This window comes from Streptomyces sp. NPDC058872, from assembly GCF_042743065.1.
Classification (GTDB): Bacteria; Actinomycetota; Actinomycetes; order Streptomycetales; family Streptomycetaceae; genus Streptomyces.
Genome location: NZ_JBHYMK010000032.1, coordinates 69396 through 86870, shown reverse-complemented (window position 1 = coordinate 86870; position 17475 = coordinate 69396). Strand labels below are relative to the sequence as shown.

Below are 17475 nucleotides of genomic sequence, written 5' to 3'. Positions count from 1 at the left end.
GCCCCGGTCCCATCGGACCGGGGCGGCCCTTCGCGTGTTGCCTCGGAGTCAGCGGGAGCGCTTCGCGAGGCGCTCCACGTCGAGCAGGATCACGGCACGCGCCTCCAGGCGCAGCCAGCCGCGCTGGGCGAAGTCGGCGAGTGCCTTGTTGACCGTCTCGCGGGAGGCGCCGACCAGCTGGGCCAGTTCCTCCTGGGTGAGGTCGTGGACGACGTGGATGCCTTCCTCGGACTGCACGCCGAAGCGGCGCGACAGGTCCAGGAGCGCGCGGGCCACGCGGCCCGGGACGTCGGAGAAGACCAGGTCGGACATCTGGTCGTTGGTCTTGCGCAGTCGGCGGGCGACGGCGCGCAGCAGCGCGGTGGCCACCTCGGGGCGGGCGTTCAGCCACGGCTGGAGGTCACCGTGGCCCAGACCGAGCAGCTTGACCTCGGTCAGCGCGGTGGCGGTGGCGGTGCGCGGGCCGGGGTCGAAGAGGGACAGCTCGCCGATGAGTTCGCCGGGGCCGAGGACGGCCAGCATGTTCTCGCGGCCGTCGGGGGAGGTGCGGTGCAGCTTCACCTTGCCCTCGGTGACCACGTACAGGCGGTCACCGGGGTCGCCCTCGTGGAAGAGCGCGTCGCCACGGGCGAGCGTCGCCTCACTCATTGAGGCGCGCAGCTCGGCAGCCTGCTCGTCATCGAGCGCCGCGAAGAGCGGGGCGCGCCGCAGAACGTCGTCCACGAGTTCTCTCCTACTGTCGACCTGCTCAAAGGACCTGGGTCCCATGATGCCGGACGCACAAAACAGTGCGATCAATCACAACAAGTTTGACGCACCGAGCCGCCCACCCGTACGTCAGGGGCCCGATTGGGCTCCGATCGGCCGTGCCCGGGGCGGATGTCGGTGACGGCGCTTAGGCTGGCCGGGTGTCCAACTCGCCGGTGAGAGCGCAGGCCAAGGGGGCTGGAAGAGTGTCGGCCGAAGGTAATTCCGCCGTGGGCGAACGCGGCGCGCCGAAACGGGCAAAAGGTGTAAAAGGTGAGGCTGTGGGGCCTGCTGGAACTGCCGATCCCGCCAAGGTCGCCGCACCCGTGAAGCCCGCCGAGACGTCGGCCGAGGGTGCCGCGCCCGCGAAGTCCACGCGGTCGGCGAAGCCCGCGAAGTCCACGCGGTCGGCGAAGCCCGAGTCGCGGCTCGCCATGGTCCGCCGTGCCCGGAAGATCAACCGGGAGCTCGCCGAGGTCTACCCGTATGCCCATCCGGAGCTGGACTTCCGCAACCCCTTCGAGCTGCTCGTCGCCACGGTCCTCTCGGCCCAGACCACCGATCTCCGGGTCAACCAGACCACCCCCGCCCTCTTCGCGAAGTACCCCACCCCCGAGGACCTCGCCGCCGCGGTGCCGGAGGAGGTGGAGGAACTGATCCGGCCGACCGGCTTCTTCCGCGCCAAGACCAAGTCGATCATGGGGCTGGCCGCCGCCCTCCGGGACGACTTCGGCGGAGAGGTGCCCGGACGCCTCCAGGACCTCGTGAAGCTGCCCGGCGTGGGCCGCAAGACCGCCTTCGTCGTCCTGGGCAACGCCTTCGGTGTCCCCGGCATCACCGTCGACACCCACTTCATGCGTCTCGCCCGGCGCTGGGGATGGACCGCCTCGGACGATCCGGTGAAGATCGAGGCCGAGGTCGCCGAGATCTTCCCGAAGAGCGAGTGGACGATGCTCTCGCACCGGGTGATCTTCCACGGCCGCCGCATCTGCCACGCCCGCAAGCCCGCCTGCGGCGCCTGCCCGATCACCCACCTCTGCCCCTCGTACGGGGAGGGTGAGACCGACCCCGAGAAGGCGAGGAAGCTGCTCAAGTACGAGAAGGGCGGCCTCCCCGGCCAGCGGCTGAACCCGCCGCCCGGCTACCCCGGCCGTCCGGCGCCCCCGCTGGGCTCCCCCACCTGAACCCGGCCGGGGAGGCCTCCCCGAGTTCCTCCGGAACCGACCCGGAGGGAGGAGCCCCGGACGCGCTCCCCCGGGAGCGCCCACCGGGAACCTCGGGAACCCCTCCCGAGCCCCCTCGGGACGGGGCGGGAACGAACCCGTCCACCGATCGCGTTGAGAATCCACGGGGGTGCCCATGACGCGCACTGACGAAGAGATCCACGGCCCCACCGGCTCGGGCGGCCTGCTCAGCCGCCACGGGCTGCCCGACTGGCTCGGGCCCGTCGACCGGGCCGCCCGCACGGTCCGGCCCGAGCAGCTGAGCCGCTTCCTGCCGCCGGCGAGCGGCGCGGGGCGCCAGTCCGCCGTCCTCGTCCTGTTCGGCGAGGGCGAGCAGGGGCCCGAGCTGCTGCTCATGGAGCGCGCCGGCAGCCTGCGCTCACACGCCGGACAGCCCTCCTTCCCCGGCGGCGCCCTCGACCCCGAGGACGGCGACCCGGCAGACGGCGGGTTGCTGCGCGCCGCCCTGCGCGAGGCCCGGGAGGAGACCGGACTCGACCCGGCGGGCGTCCAGCTCTTCGGGGTGCTGCCCCGGCTCTACATTCCGGTCAGCGGCTTCGTCGTCACCCCGGTCCTCGGCTGGTGGCGCGCCCCCAGCCCGGTCGGCGTCGTGGACCCCGGCGAGACCGCACGCGTCTTCACCGTGCCCGTGGCGGATCTCACGGATCCCGCCAACCGGGCCACCACCGTCCACCCGAGCGGCCACAAGGGCCCCGCTTTCCTCGTGGCATCTGCCCTGGTCTGGGGTTTTACTGCCGGAGTCATCGACCGGCTGCTTCACTACGCGGGCTGGGAGCGCCCCTGGGACCGGTCCAAGCAGGTCCCGCTCGACTGGCGCTCATGACAGGCTGACCTTCGGGACGGGCCGGTTACGGGCCGAACGACCCGGGCGACCGGAAACGAATCTGCGAGGCTATTGACGGTGAACGTGCTGGACATCTTGTTGCTGCTCGCCGCCGTGTGGTTCGCAGTCATCGGTTATCGCCAGGGATTCGTGGTCGGCGTCCTCTCGGTGATCGGGTTCCTCGGCGGAGGCCTCGTCGCCGTGCTGCTGCTCCCGGTCCTCTGGGACCAGCTGACGGACAACAGCGAGGTCTCGACCACCGCCACCGTCGTCTTCGTGATGGTGGTCATCGTCTGCGCCTCCATCGGCCAGGCCTTCACCACCCACCTCGGCAACAAGCTGCGCCGGCACATCACCTGGTCGCCCGCCCGTGCCCTCGACGCCACCGGCGGCGCCCTCGTCAACGTCGTGGCGATGCTGCTGGTGGCCTGGTTGCTCGGCTCCGCCGTCGCCCGCACCTCGCTGCCCACCCTGGGCAAGGAGGTGCGGAACTCCAAGGTGCTGCTCGGCGTGGAGCGGGTGATGCCGGATCAGGCCTCCGGATGGTTCGACGACTTCAGCTCCACCCTCGCCCGCAGCGGCTTCCCCCAGGTCTTCAACTCGTTCGCCAACGAGCCCATCACCCCGGTCACGCCGCCCGACCCGGCGCTCGCCGACAGCCCGGTTGCGGCCCTGGCGCAGCGCTCCATCGTCAAGGTCGTCGGTACCGCACAGAGCTGCGGAAAGGTCCTCGAAGGCACCGGCTTCGTCTTTGCCGACCGCCGCATCATGACCAATGCGCACGTCGTCGGCGGCGTTGACGAGCCGACCGTCCAGATAGGCGGCGAAGGCAAGCTCTACGACGCCAAGGTCGTCCTCTACGACTGGCAGCGCGACATCGCCGTCCTGGACGTTCCCGGCCTCAAGGCCACCCCGCTGGCCTTCACCGATGAGGACGCGCACAGCGGCGACGACGCGATCGTCGCCGGATTCCCGGAGAACGGCTCGTACGACGTGCGCTCGGCCCGCGTGCGGGGTCGCATCAGCGCCAAGGGCCCCGACATCTACCATCGCGACGAGGTGCGCAGGGACGTGTACTCCCTGTACGCGACCGTCCGCCAGGGAAATTCCGGAGGTCCGCTCCTCGCCGAGGACGGCAAGGTGTACGGCGTGATCTTCGCCCGCTCCCTCGACGACGCGAACACCGGCTACGCGCTGACGGTCGACGAGATCCGCGAGGACATCGAACGCGGCCGGACCGCCTCCCAGCAGGTCGACACGCAGGCCTGCGCCCTCTAGGCCAGGCCCCGGTGGACCTGGCCTAGAGGACCTAGGCGGTGTCCCTGGGATGCCGAAGTCGCGCCGAGACCCATCGGGCCCTGCGGCGCAGGATGCGTGAGATCCCCACCCCTTGCCCCGCGCGCCCCTGCTCCTGAGGGCCGCCCCTCTCCCGGGAGGCCGGCCCCGTGGCCGAGCGGCGGTCGCGTGCTGTCGTGTCACCGTAGTTGTGCGTCCAGCCCATACTCCGACGTCTGCCCGGGGGCCAAGGTCGGTAACCGCCCTCGGGCCCGCCAATTGGAGTATGCGCGGGGCACATGGCCGTTCGACGGATGCCTGTGCGCCAAACGGCACGGACGGACCGTCAGCAGCCCTGCCCGGCGCCTTCGACGGCGTGACCCGGAGCCCTTCAGCGGTCCGGCTCGGGGTCCTTCAGCGGTCCGGCTCGGGGTCCTTCAGCCAGTTCACGAGCTCCGAGCTGAAGGCCACGGGGTCCTCCTCGTGGGGGAAGTGCCCGAGGCCGTCGAAGAGCCGCCAGCGATACGGCGCCTCCACGTACTGACCGGATCCCGCGGCGCTGCGGGTGCGCATCACCGGGTCCAGCGAGCCGTGCAGATGGAGCGTGGGGACGCGCACCGGCCGTTTCATGCGCCGGTTGAACTGGAGGCCGTCCGGGCGGGCCAGCGACCGCACCATCCAGCGGTACGGCTCGATCGAGCAGTGTGCCGTCGACGGCACGCACATCGCCCGCCGGTACGTCTCGACGGCCTCCTCGTCGACCGGCTTCGGACCCGTCCAGTCCCGGATCAGCTCGCCCACGAGCGCCCCGTCGTCCGCGACGAGCTGACGCTCCGGCAGCCACGGCCGCTGGAAGCCCCACACGTGCGAACCGGCCCGTGACTGCGCGAAGTCGGAGAGCATCGCCGAGCGCCAGCGGCGCGGGTGCGGCATCGAGGACACCGCGAGCCGGCGCACCAGCTTCGGCCGCATGACGGCCGCCGTCCAGGCGAGGTAGCCACCCAGGTCGTGCCCGACGAGCGCCGCGTCCGGCTCGCCCAGGGAGCGGACGACACCGGTGATGTCGAGGGCCAGGTTCGCGGGGTCGTACCCCCGGGGCGTGCGGTCGCTGCCGCCCACCCCGCGCAGGTCCATCGCCACGGCCCGGAAGCCCGCCTCGGCGAGTGCGGGCAACTGATGGCGCCAGGTCCACCAGAACTGCGGGAATCCGTGCAGGAGCAGCACCAGCGGCCCGTCACCCATCTCGGCGATGTGAAAACGGGCGCCGTTGGCGGCCACGTCGCGATGGGTCCACGGCCCGTCGAGCCGTACGGGCCCGCCGCTGCCGTTGCTGCTCTCGGGGAGGGTCATACGGACGAGCGTCCCACAACGGACGCCTTGTCCAGCGCCTTGTCCAGCTCCGGGCGCGGGTGCGGCTTCACGTTCTGCACGATCGCGGCCGTCTGCTTGGCGGAGGCGATGGACTTCTCCGGCGGCTTGACCTTCTTGAACTTGGCGACGGCGATCACCCCGAGCAGGATCGCGAGCAGCACGTTGAAGGCGAAGGACAGCAGGAAGCACCAGGCCAGGTTCCAGCCCTCGTTGCCGTTGTGGCCGCCGGTCCAGGCGTTGATGGCGTAGGCGAGCGCGAAGCTCAGCATCGGCAAGGAGAACAGCAGTACCACGAGGGCGCCGATCCCCGTGATGCTGCCGAACAGGCCGCGCCGGACGTCCTGCCTCAGTTCGGCCTTGGCCAGGGCGATCTCGTCGTGCACCAGCGCGGACATCTCGGCGGTCGCCGAGGCGACCAGCTGTCCAAGGCTGCGCTCGGTTCCGTCGAACGGGTCGCTCATCGCTGCTCCCTCTTCTCTTCTGCGGTCCGAGGTCCTCTTCAACGGTCCCTCTTCTACGGTCCGCCTCAGATCATGCCGGACGGTCGGCCCCGTCGCGCGATGCCCCCGCCAGTTCGGCGCGCTTGCGGTGCTCGGCGGCCTTCTTCTCGTAGATCTCGGCCATGCGAAGGTGGTACGCCGGGTCGTCCTGCTCGTAGATGTCGGGGATCCCGTCCTGGTCCTCGTCGCGCTCCTCCTCGGCGCACAAGGCCTGGTACTTGCGGACCCGCAGCTTCAGCAGGACGGAGGCGAAGACGGCTGCGATGAGCGAGCCGATCAGGACGGCGGCCTTCACCTCGTCGGTGAGGACGGCGTCCCCGGCGAAGGCGAGTTCCCCGATCAGGAGCGAGACGGTGAAGCCGATGCCGGCGAGGGAGGCGACGGCGAACACGTCCGGCCAGGACAGTTCGGGGTTGAGCTCCGCCCGGGTGAAGCGGGCGGTGAGCCAGGTGCCGCCGAAGATGCCGATCGCCTTGCCGACGACGAGCCCCAGGACGACGCCGAGGGTGACCGGCTGGGTGAAGACGTCTCCGATCGCGCGGCTCGAAATGCTCACGCCGGCGGAGAACAGGGCGAAGAGGGGAACGGCGAAGCCGGCTGAGAGCGGCCTGACCAGGTGCTCGATGTGCTCTCCCGGGGAGTGCTGCTCGCCCTCCCGGGTGCTGCAGCGAAGCATCAGGCCCATGGCGACGCCGGCGATGGTGGCGTGGACGCCGCTGTTGTACATGAGGCCCCAGATGACCAGGGCCAGCGGCACGTACACGTACCAGCCCCGGACGCCCTTGCGGAGCAGCAGCCAGAAGACGAGGAGCCCGGCGGCGGCACCGCCGAGCGCGAAGAAGTTGAGGTCGCTGGTGAAGAAGACCGCGATGATCAGGATCGCGAACAGGTCGTCGACGACGGCGAGGGTGAGCAGGAAGGCGCGCAGTGCGGACGGCAGGGACGTGCCGATGACGGCGAGGACGGCGAGCGCGAAGGCGATGTCGGTCGCGGTGGGCACCGCCCAGCCGTCCATCGAGCCGTTGCCGATGACGTTCACCAGGGCGTAGACGAGGGCGGGCGCCGCCATGCCGCAGAGCGCGGCGACGACGGGGAGCATGGCCGCCTTGGGGTCACGCAGCTCGCCCGCGACCAGTTCGCGCTTGAGCTCGATGCCTGCGACGAAGAAGAAGATCGCGAGGAGGCCGTCGGCGGCCCAGTGCTGGATCGACAGGTCGAGACCGAGCGAGGCGGGACCGATGTGGAAGTCGCGCACGGACTCGTAGCTGTCGCGTATCGGGGTGTTCGCCCAGATGAGGGCGGCTACTGCGGCGACGAGCAGCAGGACGCCGCCGACCGTCTCGGTGCGGAGGGCATCGGCGAGGTAGCGCCGCTCCGGCAGGGAGAGACGGCCGAGGAACTTGCGCTCAGTGGACGCGGACACGTGGGAGACCTCCGGCGGGCAGGCAGGGCAAAGCACATGCCGACCAGACTTCCCGGCTCACCTAGGCATTGCTGTTGCGTCCTCGACGCGATCCTTACTTTACCTAACTTTACCTAACGAGCCCGAGCTGCGTCCGGCGGGGTTTACTTTAGGGGGATTATCCCTTTTCGTCCCCTCGGGGTCGGGGTCGGGGTCGGGGTCGGGGTCGGGGTCGGGGGGCCGAGGGTGGGTGCGGCCGAGGGTGGGTGCGCGTACGCCCGCCCCCGGGAACTCGGGGCGGGCGTACGCGTCATCCGTGTGACGCCGGCTCAGTCCTCGCTGGAGGCGGCCGGGAGCTGGGTCTGGATGAGTGACATCACAGATGAATCGGTCAGCGTGGTGACGTCACCCAGCTCGCGGTTCTCCGCGACGTCGCGGAGCAGTCGGCGCATGATCTTGCCCGATCGGGTCTTCGGGAGTTCCGCCACCGGCAGGATCCGCTTGGGCTTCGCGATGGGGCCGAGGGTCGCACCGACGTGGTTGCGCAGCTCGGCGACGAGGGACTCGTCCTGGCTCGCCGTGCCGCGCAGGATCACGAAGGCGACGATCGCCTGGCCGGTGGTCTCGTCGGCGGCGCCGACGACGGCCGCCTCGGCCACGGCCGGGTGGGAGACGAGGGCCGACTCGACCTCGGTGGTCGAAATGTTGTGACCCGAGACGAGCATGACGTCGTCGACCCGGCCGAGCAGCCAGATGTCCCCGTCCTCGTCCTTCTTGGCGCCGTCCCCGGCGAAGTACTTGCCCTCGAAGCGGGACCAGTAGGTGTCGATGTAGCGCTGGTCGTCGCCCCAGATGGTGCGGAGCATCGACGGCCACGGCTCGGTGAGGACCAGGTAGCCGCCACCGCCGTTCGGCACCTCGTTGGCCTCGTCGTCGACGACGGTGGCCGAGATGCCCGGCAGTGCGCGCTGTGCCGAGCCCGGCTTGGTCTCGGTGACCCCCGGCAGCGGCGACAGCATCATCGCTCCGGTCTCGGTCTGCCACCAGGTGTCCACGATCGGGCACTTGTCGGCCCCGATGTGCTTCCGGTACCACATCCAGGCCTCGGGGTTGATCGGCTCGCCGACCGAGCCGAGCACCCGCAGGCTGGAGAGGTCGAACTTTGCGGGGATGTCGTCGCCCCACTTCATGAACGTGCGGATCAGCGTCGGCGCCGTGTAGAGGATCGTGACGCCGTACTTCTGCACGATCTCGAAGACCCGGCCCTGGTGCGGGGTGTCCGGGGTGCCCTCGTACATGACCTGCGTCGCGCCGTTCGCCAGCGGGCCGTAGACGATGTACGAATGGCCGGTGACCCAGCCGATGTCGGCCGTGCACCAGTAGACGTCGGTCTCCGGCTTCAGGTCGAAGACGGCGTGGTGGGTGTACGCGGCCTGGGTGAGGTAGCCGCCGGAGGTGTGCAGGATGCCCTTCGGCTTCCCGGTGGTTCCCGAGGTGTAGAGGATGAAGAGCGGGTGCTCCGCGGGGAACGCCTCCGGAGTGTGCTCGGTGGACTGGCGGGCGACGATGTCGTCCCACCACACGTCGCGGCCTTCGGTGAAGGCGGTGTCCTGACCGGTGCGGCGGACCACGAGGACGTGCTCGACCTGCGGGCACTTGGCGACCGCCTCGTCGATGGCGGGCTTGAGGGCGGACGGCTTGCCCCGGCGGTAGCCGCCGTCGGCGGTGACGACCACCTTGGCGTCCGCGTCCTGGATGCGGGAGGCGACGGCGTCGGCCGAGAACCCGCCGAAGACGACCGAGTGGGCGGCGCCGACGCGGGCGCAGGCCAGCATCGTGACGGCCGCCTCGGGGATCATCGGCAGGTAGACGGCGACCCGGTCACCCTTGCGGACGCCCAGTTCGGTCAGGGCGTTGGCGGCCTTGGAGACCTCGTCCTTGAGTTCGGCGTAGGTGATGGCGCGACTGTCGCCGGGCTCGCCCTCGAAGTGGATGGCGACCCGGTCGCCGAGGCCGGCCTCGACGTGCCGGTCGACGCAGTTGTACGCGACGTTCAGCTCGCCGTCAGCGAACCACTTGGCGAACGGCGGGTTCGACCAGTCGAGGGTCTCGGTCGGCTCGGTGGCCCAGCTGAGGCGCTTGGCCTGCTCGGCCCAGAAGCCCAGCCGGTCCGCCTTGGCCTGCTCGTACGCCTCCGCCGTCACGTTGGCGTCCGCGGCCAGCTCGGCGGGCGGCGTGAACCGCCGCTCTTCCTTGAGCAGGTTGGCCAAGGATTCGTTGCTCACGAACATCTCCCTTTCCCAGGGCGTCCTCTGTGCTTATGTGTCCCGCGTCATAGCTCACCAGTCGGAGGCCCGGGTGACAAGAGCCTCCAGAGAATTGGTTTAGACCTGTGAGTGGCTTGACGTGCGGTGCCCCTTCCCCCTCGAGAGGGAAAAGGGGCCACACGGTCTCACGGTCGCGCGGGGGCAATGGTTCAGGACGCGCGGGGATTCGGACGCCTCGCTCCTCCGATCCGCACCGGGGCCCTGCCCGCGGGCGGCCCGCCTTCCGGACGCGGCAGTGGCCAGGCGGCCCCAGGTCCGGGAGGTGCGGCCGCCCGCAGACCGGCTCAGGACGCGCGGGCCGCTTCGCGGTGCTCCGCGGGCATCACCTGGGTGAAGACGTCGTCATAGCTGTGCACCTCGTCCGTCTCGGCGAGCAGGTACGCCTGTGCCTCGCCCACGTGGAAGTACACGCCGTGCAGGGTGAGGGTGCCCTCGGCCAGTCTGCGGGCGACCGACTCGTACGACCGCAGGTGCTCCAGTTGCTGGACCACGTTCGTCAGGCAGAGCTGCTCGATCGCATCGGTCGGAAGCCGCCCGGAGATCCTGGCCCAGGCGTGCCTCCTGCTCGCCATCCGCTCCAGGCTGGGCAGACCGTGGCGCAGCCAGCGGCGCAGCGGGGTCTGGGGGTCCTTCGGGCTTCCGTTGAGCAGGGCCTGCATCGCGCCGCAGCCGGAGTGGCCGCAGACGGTGATCGATTCGACCTGCAGCACCTCCACTGCGTACTCGATCGCGGCTGCCACCGAGTCGTCCCCGTTCTCCTCGCCGGGGAGCGGGACGAGGTTGCCGACGTTGCGCACGGTGAAGAGGTCACCAGGACCGCTGGAGGTGATCATGCTGGTGACGAGGCGGGAGTCGGCACAGGTCAAGAAGAGCTGGGAGGGGCTCTGCCCTTCCCGTGCGAGCCGCGCGAGTTCGTCCCGTACGAGCGGGGCGGTGTTCTGTTGGAACTTGCCGATGCCGTTCGCCAGGCGGATTCCTGCCGTCCGTTCGGGGACGTCCTGCTCGTCCTTTTCGGCCGGGGGTTCCCCGCACTGGTGGTTGTGCCAGGGGGTCCAGGGGCGGCAGCAGGAGTGCGGACCGACGGCGGACGCCGTGATGGTGGTGGGGTCGGCGATTCGGGTGCCGGAGGGGCCGGTCGTCTTGACCGTGCCGCCGTGGGCGAGGTGCCCTGCGGTCCAGTCGCTCAGGGTTTCGTAGGCCGCGTGGTCCATGAAGGAGCCGTCGAGCTCGACCATCACGTCGGAGCCCTGCGGAAGCTGGTGCAGGGCCCGGCTGAGCCGAGGCACGGCGAGGAAGGTCAGCTGGCCCCGGACGCGCAGCAGGTGGACGCCGTCCTGCTGCTCGTGGGTGATCCGGGTGCGGGTGAGCCGGTGCAGGGCCACGGCGACGGCCACGGCGATGCCGAGGGCGACGCCCTCCAGGATCCCGATGAGCACGACTCCGGCCAGTGTCACCGCGTAGACGATGACCTCGCGGTGCCGGGTGACGGTGCGGATGCGGGTGATGTTCACCATCTGGATGCCGACCACCATGACGAGCGCGGCGAGCGCCGGCAGCGGGATGAGATCGAGTGCCGGCACCAGCAGTAGTGCTGCCAGTACGACCCACAACCCGTGCAGCATGGTCGAGTTGCGACTGACCGCACCTGCCGAGACGTTGGCGACGCTGCGGACGGCGACCCCGGCGACCGGAAGGCCGCCGAGCGCACCGGAGACCATGTTGGCCGCTCCCTGACCGGCGAGCTCGCGGTCAAGGTCGGAGCGGGGGACGCCTCGGCCGTGGTCCGCACGGGCGGCGACCAACTTGTCGACCGCGACGGCCGACAGGAGCGACTGCACGCTGGTCACGAGGGTGATCGTGAGCACCCCGGCCGCAATGCCGAGGACCGGCCCCTCCGGCAGGCCGGGCAGGGCGTGGCTGCTCCAGGACGGCAGGTCCACCCGGGGGACGGCGAGTCCGGCGAAGGTGGCTGCTGCCGTCGCCCCGGCCACCGCAACGAGTGCGGCGGGCGCCTTCTTGGCGATTCGGCCCGCGCGGCCCGGTAGGTGCGGCCAGCCCAACAGCACTGTCACGGTGAGGACGCTGATGGCGAGGGCGGCCGGGTGGACGCGCGCCAACTGGGCGGGCAGGCCGAGCGCGTTGTCGACGGCCGAGCTCTGTGGGGTGCCGCCCAGCACGATGTGGAGTTGGGCGAGGGCGATGGTGACGCCGATTCCGGCCAGCATGCCGTGCACGATCGCGGGCGAGACGGCGAGTGCCGATCGCGCCACGCGCACGACGGACAGGGCAAGTTGGGCGAGGCCGGCGAGGAAGGTGATGGCGCAGGTGGTGCGCCAGCCGTAGCGCTGGATGAGCTCGGCCGTCACCACGGTGAGTCCGGCCGCGGGGCCGCTCACCTGGAGCGGGGAACCGCCGAACCGGCCTGCGACGAGGCCGCCGACGGCGGCGGCCACCAGACCGGACTGGAGCGGGGCTCCGGTGGCGAGTGCGATGCCCAGCGAGAGCGGCAACGCGATCAAGAAGACGGCGATGGACGCGGAGAGGTCCGCGCCGGCGATGCGGAAGCGGCGGGGCCCCTCCGGTGGGCTGTGGGGCCGCTGGGTTCGGGGCCGGTTGGTCGTGCGGGCAGGGGTGCAGAGGGTCATGTTCCCGTCTCCTCCGGGGCAGCGCGGTCGCGGCTCGTGCGGGGTGTACGGCGGGGACACCGACGCGGTGCGACAGGGCACCGATCAACGCTCGGTAAATGAAGGGTAATGGAGAGTAAAGTCTGCGGCACTATTTTCAGGGCAAATGGGGCAATGATTCACCGATTCCGGTGACAGAACGTGTGCGTACCGCTTGTCGTTGACGCTCCCCGGTCCCGACAGTGCGACGTTGACGCCGCTTGTAAGGAAATCCGAGGATCCGAGGAGAGTGCGCGGATGTCAGTCGCCCGGAGAAAGAACACCGCCCGGAAGCAGGTGCTGGCCGTCGGCGCCCTCACCCTTGCCCTGGCCACCGGCCTCGCCGGCTGCTCCGGCTCAGACGACGCCGCCACGAAGGCGGCGCCGGGCGGCCCCGGAGCCAAGAAGGCTCCGGCCGTGGCCGCCCCGCAGAGCGCACCCCGACTGATCGGTGACGGATCGACCGCCTTCACCGGAGCCCAGCCCCACCAGCCGACCTGGCAGCGCCTCAAGCCGGGGGAGACCCCGCCGCAGTTCGTGGTCTTCTCCTGGGACGGCGCGGGGGAGGACAGCCAGAAGCTGTTCTCCCACTTCCGCTCGGTGGCCAAGAAGTACGACGCCACCATGACGTACTTCCTCAGCGGCGTGTACCTGCTGCCCGAGGAGAAGCGGGAGCTCTACGATCCGCCGCGGCACAGTCCCGGCCGTTCCGACATCGGGTTCAACGACGTCGAGGGAATCCGCGACACCGTCCGCGAACTGCGTGCCGCTTGGCAGGAGGGCAACGAGATCGGCACCCACTTCAACGGGCACTTCTGCGGGAAGGACGGTGGCGTCGGCACCTGGACGGTCGAGGAGTGGAAGAGCGAGATCAACCAGGCCAAGTCCTTCGTCAAGAACTGGAAGACCAATGCAGGACTGCGCACCGAGCAGCCCCTGCCCTTCGACTACGACAAGGAGCTCGTCGGCGCCCGCACTCCCTGTCTGGAAGGCCGGAAGAACTTCGTCCAGGCGGCGGCCCAGATGGGCTTCCGCTATGACACCAGTGGCGTCAACGACCAGATCTGGCCCAAGAAGGACTCGGGCCTGTGGGACCTGTCGATGCAGCTCGTGCCCGTCCCCGGCCGCGCCTTCCAGACCCTCTCCATGGACTACAACTTCCTGGTCAACCAGTCCGGCACCACTCAGGGCGACCCCTCCCAACACCGTTACTGGGGCGACCAGATGCGCGACGGGCTGGTGCAGGCCTTCGAGCGCTCCTACCGGGGCAACCGTGCGCCGCTGATCATCGGCAACCACTTCGAGTCCTGGAACGGCGGCACGTACATGCGCGCCGTCGAGGAGACCATCGCCACGGTCTGTGTGCAGAAGGACGTCAAGTGCGTCTCCTTCCGCCAGCTCGCCGACTGGCTCGATGCGCAGGACCCCGAGGTCATCGCCAAGATGCGCACGCTGAAGGTCGGGGAGGCCCCGCAGGGCGGCTGGCAGGCCTTCCTGGCGGCCCAGCCGTCCGCCGCCCCGGCGGGTGCGCCCGCGGCTAAGCAGGCTGGACGGCACTGAGCCCTTCGGACAGCACGAACCCGGGGTCGACCTGCGCCGCCAGGTCGACCCCGGTCTTGGCGTTGCCCCAGCTCTCCGCGTTGCGCAGGTGGAAGTGGACCATCTGGCGCGTGTAGCGCTCCCAGTCGCGATGGGCGTACGAGTCGTCCGCCGCGTCCTGGAGGTGCTGGAGGGCCATGCGGTTCTCCGCCTCCAGGAGCTCGAACCGCGGAGGACGTCCCTTCTCCATGGCGCGGACCCAGTCCGAATGCCCCACCGTCACGAGCAGGTCCTCGCCGACCTCCTCGCGCAGGAAGTCCAGGTCGTCCCGGCCCTGCACCTTGTTGCCGACGACCTTGAGCGCCACGCCGAAGTCCCGGGCGTACTCCTTGTACTGGCGGTACACCGAAACGCCCTTGCGCGTCGGTTCTGCGACCAGGAACGTCATGTCGAAACGGGTGAAGAGGCCCGAGGCGAAGGAGTCCGATCCCGCCGTCATGTCGACGACCACGTATTCGTCGACGCCGTCGACCAGATGGTTGAGGCACAGCTCCACCGCGCCGACCTTCGAGTGGTAGCAGGAGACGCCGAGGTCCGACTCCGTGAAGGGGCCGGTCGCCATCAGCCGGATCCTGCCGTCGTCGAGCTGGACCGGGCGCGCGCACGCGTCGTACACCGGGTTGTCCTCGCGGACCCGCAGCAGCCGCGAGCCCTCCCCCGGCGGCGTCGTCTTGATCATCGCGTCGGATGAGTGGATCCGTGGATTGGAGCCCCGCAAGTACTCCTTGATGAGCGGTAGGTGGGCGCCCATCGCGGGCAGCGCCGCGGCTTCCGACTCGGGCAGGCCGAGTGCGGCGCCCAAGTGCTGGTTGATGTCGGCGTCGACGGCGATGACCGGGGCTTCATTGGCGGCCAGGTGGCGGATGAAGAGGGAGGACAGCGTGGTCTTGCCACTGCCGCCCTTCCCCACGAAAGCGATCTTCATGTTCACCTAGCGTAGCCTCATGGATGCGATGCGTGGTCAAAGTGCGTGAAGAAGACCACTCCTTCGTGGGGTGGGGCCCTGGGGCGCGTAGCCTCCCTACTTATGAGTACGCACGCCTCTGACCCCTTGGCCGCCCTCGGCTCCCTGCCGGGCGTCGCCGATGCGGTGGACTCCGTACGCAAGGCCGTCGACCGGGTGTACGGCCACCGCGTGATGCGTCGCCGCAGCAACGAGATCTCCTCCGAGGCCGCGCTGCGCGGGGCGCGCGGCTCGGCCGCCCTCTCGGGCGCCGACTGGGCCCTGGAAGAGGTCCGGCGGCGCACCGACTTCAGTGCCGACGCCGAGGCCAGGACGGTCGGCGCCGCCCTGCGTCTCGGGGCCGAGGCCGGACAGTTGCTCTCCATCTGGCGCCAGTCCCCGCTGCGCGTGCTGGCCCGCCTGCACCTGGTCGCCGCGGGCGATGAGGGTGCTGCGGACGGCCCGGTGGCGGGCGGCGGTGGCGTCCGCGACTCCGTGGGGCGTCCCCGACTGGACGGCGAGTCGGTCGACGAACCGCTGATCGAAGCTCCGCTTCCGGCACCGGCCGAGGTCGCGGGACGGCTGGACGGCCTTTCCGAGTTGATCGTCGCGGGCAGCGAGGCTCCGGCGCTGGTGACGGCCGCAGTGGTGCACGGCGAGCTCCTTGCGCTGCGCCCCTTCACCTCGTGCAACGGCTTGGTCGCCCGGGCGGCGGAGCGGATCGCACTGGTCGGAAGCGGTCTCGATCCCAAGGCGATCTGTCCGGCAGAGGTTGGCCACGCAGAGCAGGGCAGGGCCGCTTACCTCGCTGCGTTCGAGGGGTACCTGTCAGGGACTCCGGAAGGCGTGGGCGCCTGGATCGCGCACTGCGGCCGCTCGGTCGAACTGGGGGTCCGAGAGTCGACGGCGGTCTGCGAGGCGCTCCAACGCGGCGCCGCCTGAGGGACGCCTCCCTTACGGTGAGCGGGGGCCTGGCGACCGCGCGGTCGACTTCGCGCTCCGTGGCCGGCTGAGGGGCCCGCGCCGGGCTGCACCGGAAGCGTCCGGGGCCATGTGGGACCCACGGCGGGGGAGTGGTGGGAGGTTCCTCGGTGAGTCATCGGCTCCCGGGCTCTGGGGAAGCGGCCGGGACGGGAGACGGGTTGCGGCGGTACCAGTCTCGGTACCGCCGCTGGCACGTCCACCCAGTTACCAAGCGTCCTCGATATGTGCCCATCAAGCCGGGAACTTTGCCCGTGGCCTGGTGCGGCTGGCCCGTAATCGACGGGTCGACGTCGCGTGGGTGCTCGGTTTCGGTGCTAGGTCCGTGGGGCCTTCATGCTCAACAGGTGATCCTCTCGGATGTCCTCGGTCTCGCGGGCCTGATTCCTTTCTACTCCTGTCCGGGAGGAAGCGAAAGTGCTAGCTCCGCTTCTCTGTCGATTGCTCAAATTCGGGCAAAGTCGCCAGCGGGCCGTTGGCCGACCACAGCCTGCCGGCGTCGGGCGGCGTACCAGACGAGCCCGGCGCCGATGGCCGCCGCTCCCACTGCCGCAGCGGCGACCAGCGTGGGGCGGGGTGGCATCCGGAATGCGGGCAGTCGCTGCTTGAGCCGCACCGGTTTGTCGAAGGAGAGCACCGGCCATTCCCGGGCGACGGCCTCGCGACGCAGCGTCCGGTCGGGATTGACCGCACAGGGGTGGCCGACCGCCTCCAGCATGGGGATGTCGGTCGCTGAATCGCTGTACGCATAGCACCGCGAGAGGTCGTAGCCTTCCGACTGCGCGAGCTCCCGTACGGCCTCCGCCTTCGTGGGCCCGTAGGCGTAGTACTCCACCTCCCCGGTGAAGCATCCGTCCTCGCCGACCACCATCCGGGTGGCGACGACCCGGTCGGCACCGAGCATCTCGCCGATCGGCTCGACCACCTCGGCGCCCGAAGTGGAGACGATCACGACGTCGCGCCCGGCGGCGTGGTGCTCCTCGATGAGAGAGGCCGCTTCGTCGTAGATGATCGGGTCGATGAGATCGTGAAGGGTCTCGGCGACGAGCTCCTTCACTTGGGCGACGTTCCATCCTTTGCAGAGCGCGGAAAGGTATTCACGCATCCGCTCCATCTGGTCGTGATCGGCTCCGCCTGCCAGGAAGACGAACTGGATGTAGGCCGTCCGCAGGGCGGCGCGGCGGCTGATCAGCCCGCCCCGGTAGAAGGACTTGCTGAAGGTCAGCGTCGAGGACTTCGCAATGACCGTCTTGTCCAGGTCAAAGAAGGCGGCTGTGCGCGGCAAGGAGTGGTTTTCCACAAGCCCGAGCATAGGTGCCCGCCATTCGGCGTACGCTGGGGCGCGTGGGTTTGCCTGAGAAGGCTCTCGGGTACACCATGGAAGTCACGGATCGTTCGCGACCGTGCTAACCCGGTCCGGCTCCTCCCCCCCCGAGTCGGCCGGATAGACGACCCCCGCTCTCCCCCCCGGCGGGGGTCGTCGCATGTCCGGAGCCGTTTTGCCTCTGGATGCCATCGGCTTCTCCCCTTCGGTCGGTGTGCGGGGTGGGTGGCGATCACGGCCTCACCGCCCCTTGATTCATCACACACGGTAATCGTT

General features: G+C 70.0%; 14 protein-coding genes. 5 read left to right on the top strand and 9 right to left on the bottom strand.

The features are described 5' to 3' along the window. Nucleotides 1–48: 48 nt before the first annotated feature. Nucleotides 49–723: a Crp/Fnr family transcriptional regulator gene (locus tag ACFW22_RS21225; protein ID WP_015034542.1), complete on the bottom strand. Its 675-nt coding sequence runs from the start codon at nucleotides 721–723 to the stop codon at nucleotides 49–51. A 185-nt stretch (nucleotides 724–908) separates the two neighbouring features. Between ACFW22_RS21225 and nth the strand changes: the two genes are divergently transcribed. The 3 genes from nth (at nucleotide 909) to ACFW22_RS21210 (ending at nucleotide 4092) form a co-directional block, all read left to right on the top strand. After that, nucleotides 909–1931, top strand: a complete 1023-nt coding sequence (gene nth / locus ACFW22_RS21220; protein ID WP_386406839.1) for an endonuclease III — start codon at nucleotides 909–911, stop codon at nucleotides 1929–1931. Between the two features lie 175 nt (nucleotides 1932–2106). Next, nucleotides 2107–2814 carry an NUDIX hydrolase gene (locus ACFW22_RS21215; protein ID WP_386406836.1) on the top strand — a complete coding sequence of 236 codons (708 nt, stop codon included), beginning with the start codon at nucleotides 2107–2109 and terminating at the stop codon, nucleotides 2812–2814. Between the two features lie 78 nt (nucleotides 2815–2892). Then, on the top strand, nucleotides 2893–4092 hold the full coding sequence (locus ACFW22_RS21210) for a MarP family serine protease (protein ID WP_386406833.1): 1200 nt from the start codon (nucleotides 2893–2895) through the stop codon (nucleotides 4090–4092). A gap of 31 nt (nucleotides 4093–4123) precedes the next feature. Here ACFW22_RS21210 and ACFW22_RS21205 read toward each other — a convergent pair whose 3' ends face one another. The 6 genes from ACFW22_RS21205 to ACFW22_RS21180 form a co-directional block, all read right to left on the bottom strand. Then, nucleotides 4124–4315 carry a hypothetical protein gene (locus ACFW22_RS21205; RefSeq protein ID WP_386406830.1) on the bottom strand — a complete coding sequence of 64 codons (192 nt, stop codon included), beginning with the start codon at nucleotides 4313–4315 and terminating at the stop codon, nucleotides 4124–4126. Between the two features lie 188 nt (nucleotides 4316–4503). Beyond that, the gene (locus tag ACFW22_RS21200) at nucleotides 4504–5439 is read right to left on the bottom strand and encodes an alpha/beta fold hydrolase (protein ID WP_386406827.1); all 936 of its coding nucleotides are present in this window, start codon (nucleotides 5437–5439) and stop codon (nucleotides 4504–4506) included. After that, nucleotides 5436–5921 carry a phage holin family protein gene (locus ACFW22_RS21195; RefSeq protein WP_386406824.1) on the bottom strand — a complete coding sequence of 162 codons (486 nt, stop codon included), beginning with the start codon at nucleotides 5919–5921 and terminating at the stop codon, nucleotides 5436–5438. The genes ACFW22_RS21200 and ACFW22_RS21195 overlap by 4 nt, the downstream gene beginning before the upstream one ends. Before the next feature lie 70 nt (nucleotides 5922–5991). Next, entirely contained in the window at nucleotides 5992–7383 is a 1392-nt protein-coding gene (nhaA, locus tag ACFW22_RS21190; protein ID WP_386406821.1) for a Na+/H+ antiporter NhaA, read from the bottom strand. Nucleotides 7384–7691: 308 nt separating this feature from the next. Next, entirely contained in the window at nucleotides 7692–9647 is a 1956-nt protein-coding gene (acs, locus tag ACFW22_RS21185) for an acetate--CoA ligase (protein ID WP_386406818.1), read from the bottom strand. Between the two features lie 326 nt (nucleotides 9648–9973). Next, nucleotides 9974–12334: a bifunctional SulP family inorganic anion transporter/carbonic anhydrase gene (locus ACFW22_RS21180; RefSeq protein WP_386406815.1), complete on the bottom strand. Its 2361-nt coding sequence runs from the start codon at nucleotides 12332–12334 to the stop codon at nucleotides 9974–9976. 276 nt (nucleotides 12335–12610) lie between these two features. Here ACFW22_RS21180 and ACFW22_RS21175 point away from each other — a divergent pair, with 276 nt between their 5' ends. After that, the gene (locus ACFW22_RS21175) at nucleotides 12611–13912 is read left to right on the top strand and encodes a hypothetical protein (protein ID WP_386406812.1); all 1302 of its coding nucleotides are present in this window, start codon (nucleotides 12611–12613) and stop codon (nucleotides 13910–13912) included. On the opposite strand, the gene ACFW22_RS21170 is transcribed toward ACFW22_RS21175, so the two are convergent. Then, entirely contained in the window at nucleotides 13890–14876 is a 987-nt protein-coding gene (locus ACFW22_RS21170; protein ID WP_386406809.1) for an ATP-binding protein, read from the bottom strand. The genes ACFW22_RS21175 and ACFW22_RS21170 overlap by 23 nt on opposite strands. Before the next feature lie 102 nt (nucleotides 14877–14978). Here ACFW22_RS21170 and ACFW22_RS21165 point away from each other — a divergent pair, with 102 nt between their 5' ends. Then, on the top strand, nucleotides 14979–15836 hold the full coding sequence (locus ACFW22_RS21165; protein WP_386406806.1) for an oxidoreductase: 858 nt from the start codon (nucleotides 14979–14981) through the stop codon (nucleotides 15834–15836). Nucleotides 15837–16320: 484 nt separating this feature from the next. On the opposite strand, the gene ACFW22_RS21160 is transcribed toward ACFW22_RS21165, so the two are convergent. Further along, nucleotides 16321–17187, bottom strand: coding sequence for an HAD family hydrolase (locus ACFW22_RS21160; protein WP_386406803.1), 867 nt, complete (start codon nucleotides 17185–17187; stop codon nucleotides 16321–16323). Between the last annotated feature and the right edge of the window lie 288 nt (nucleotides 17188–17475).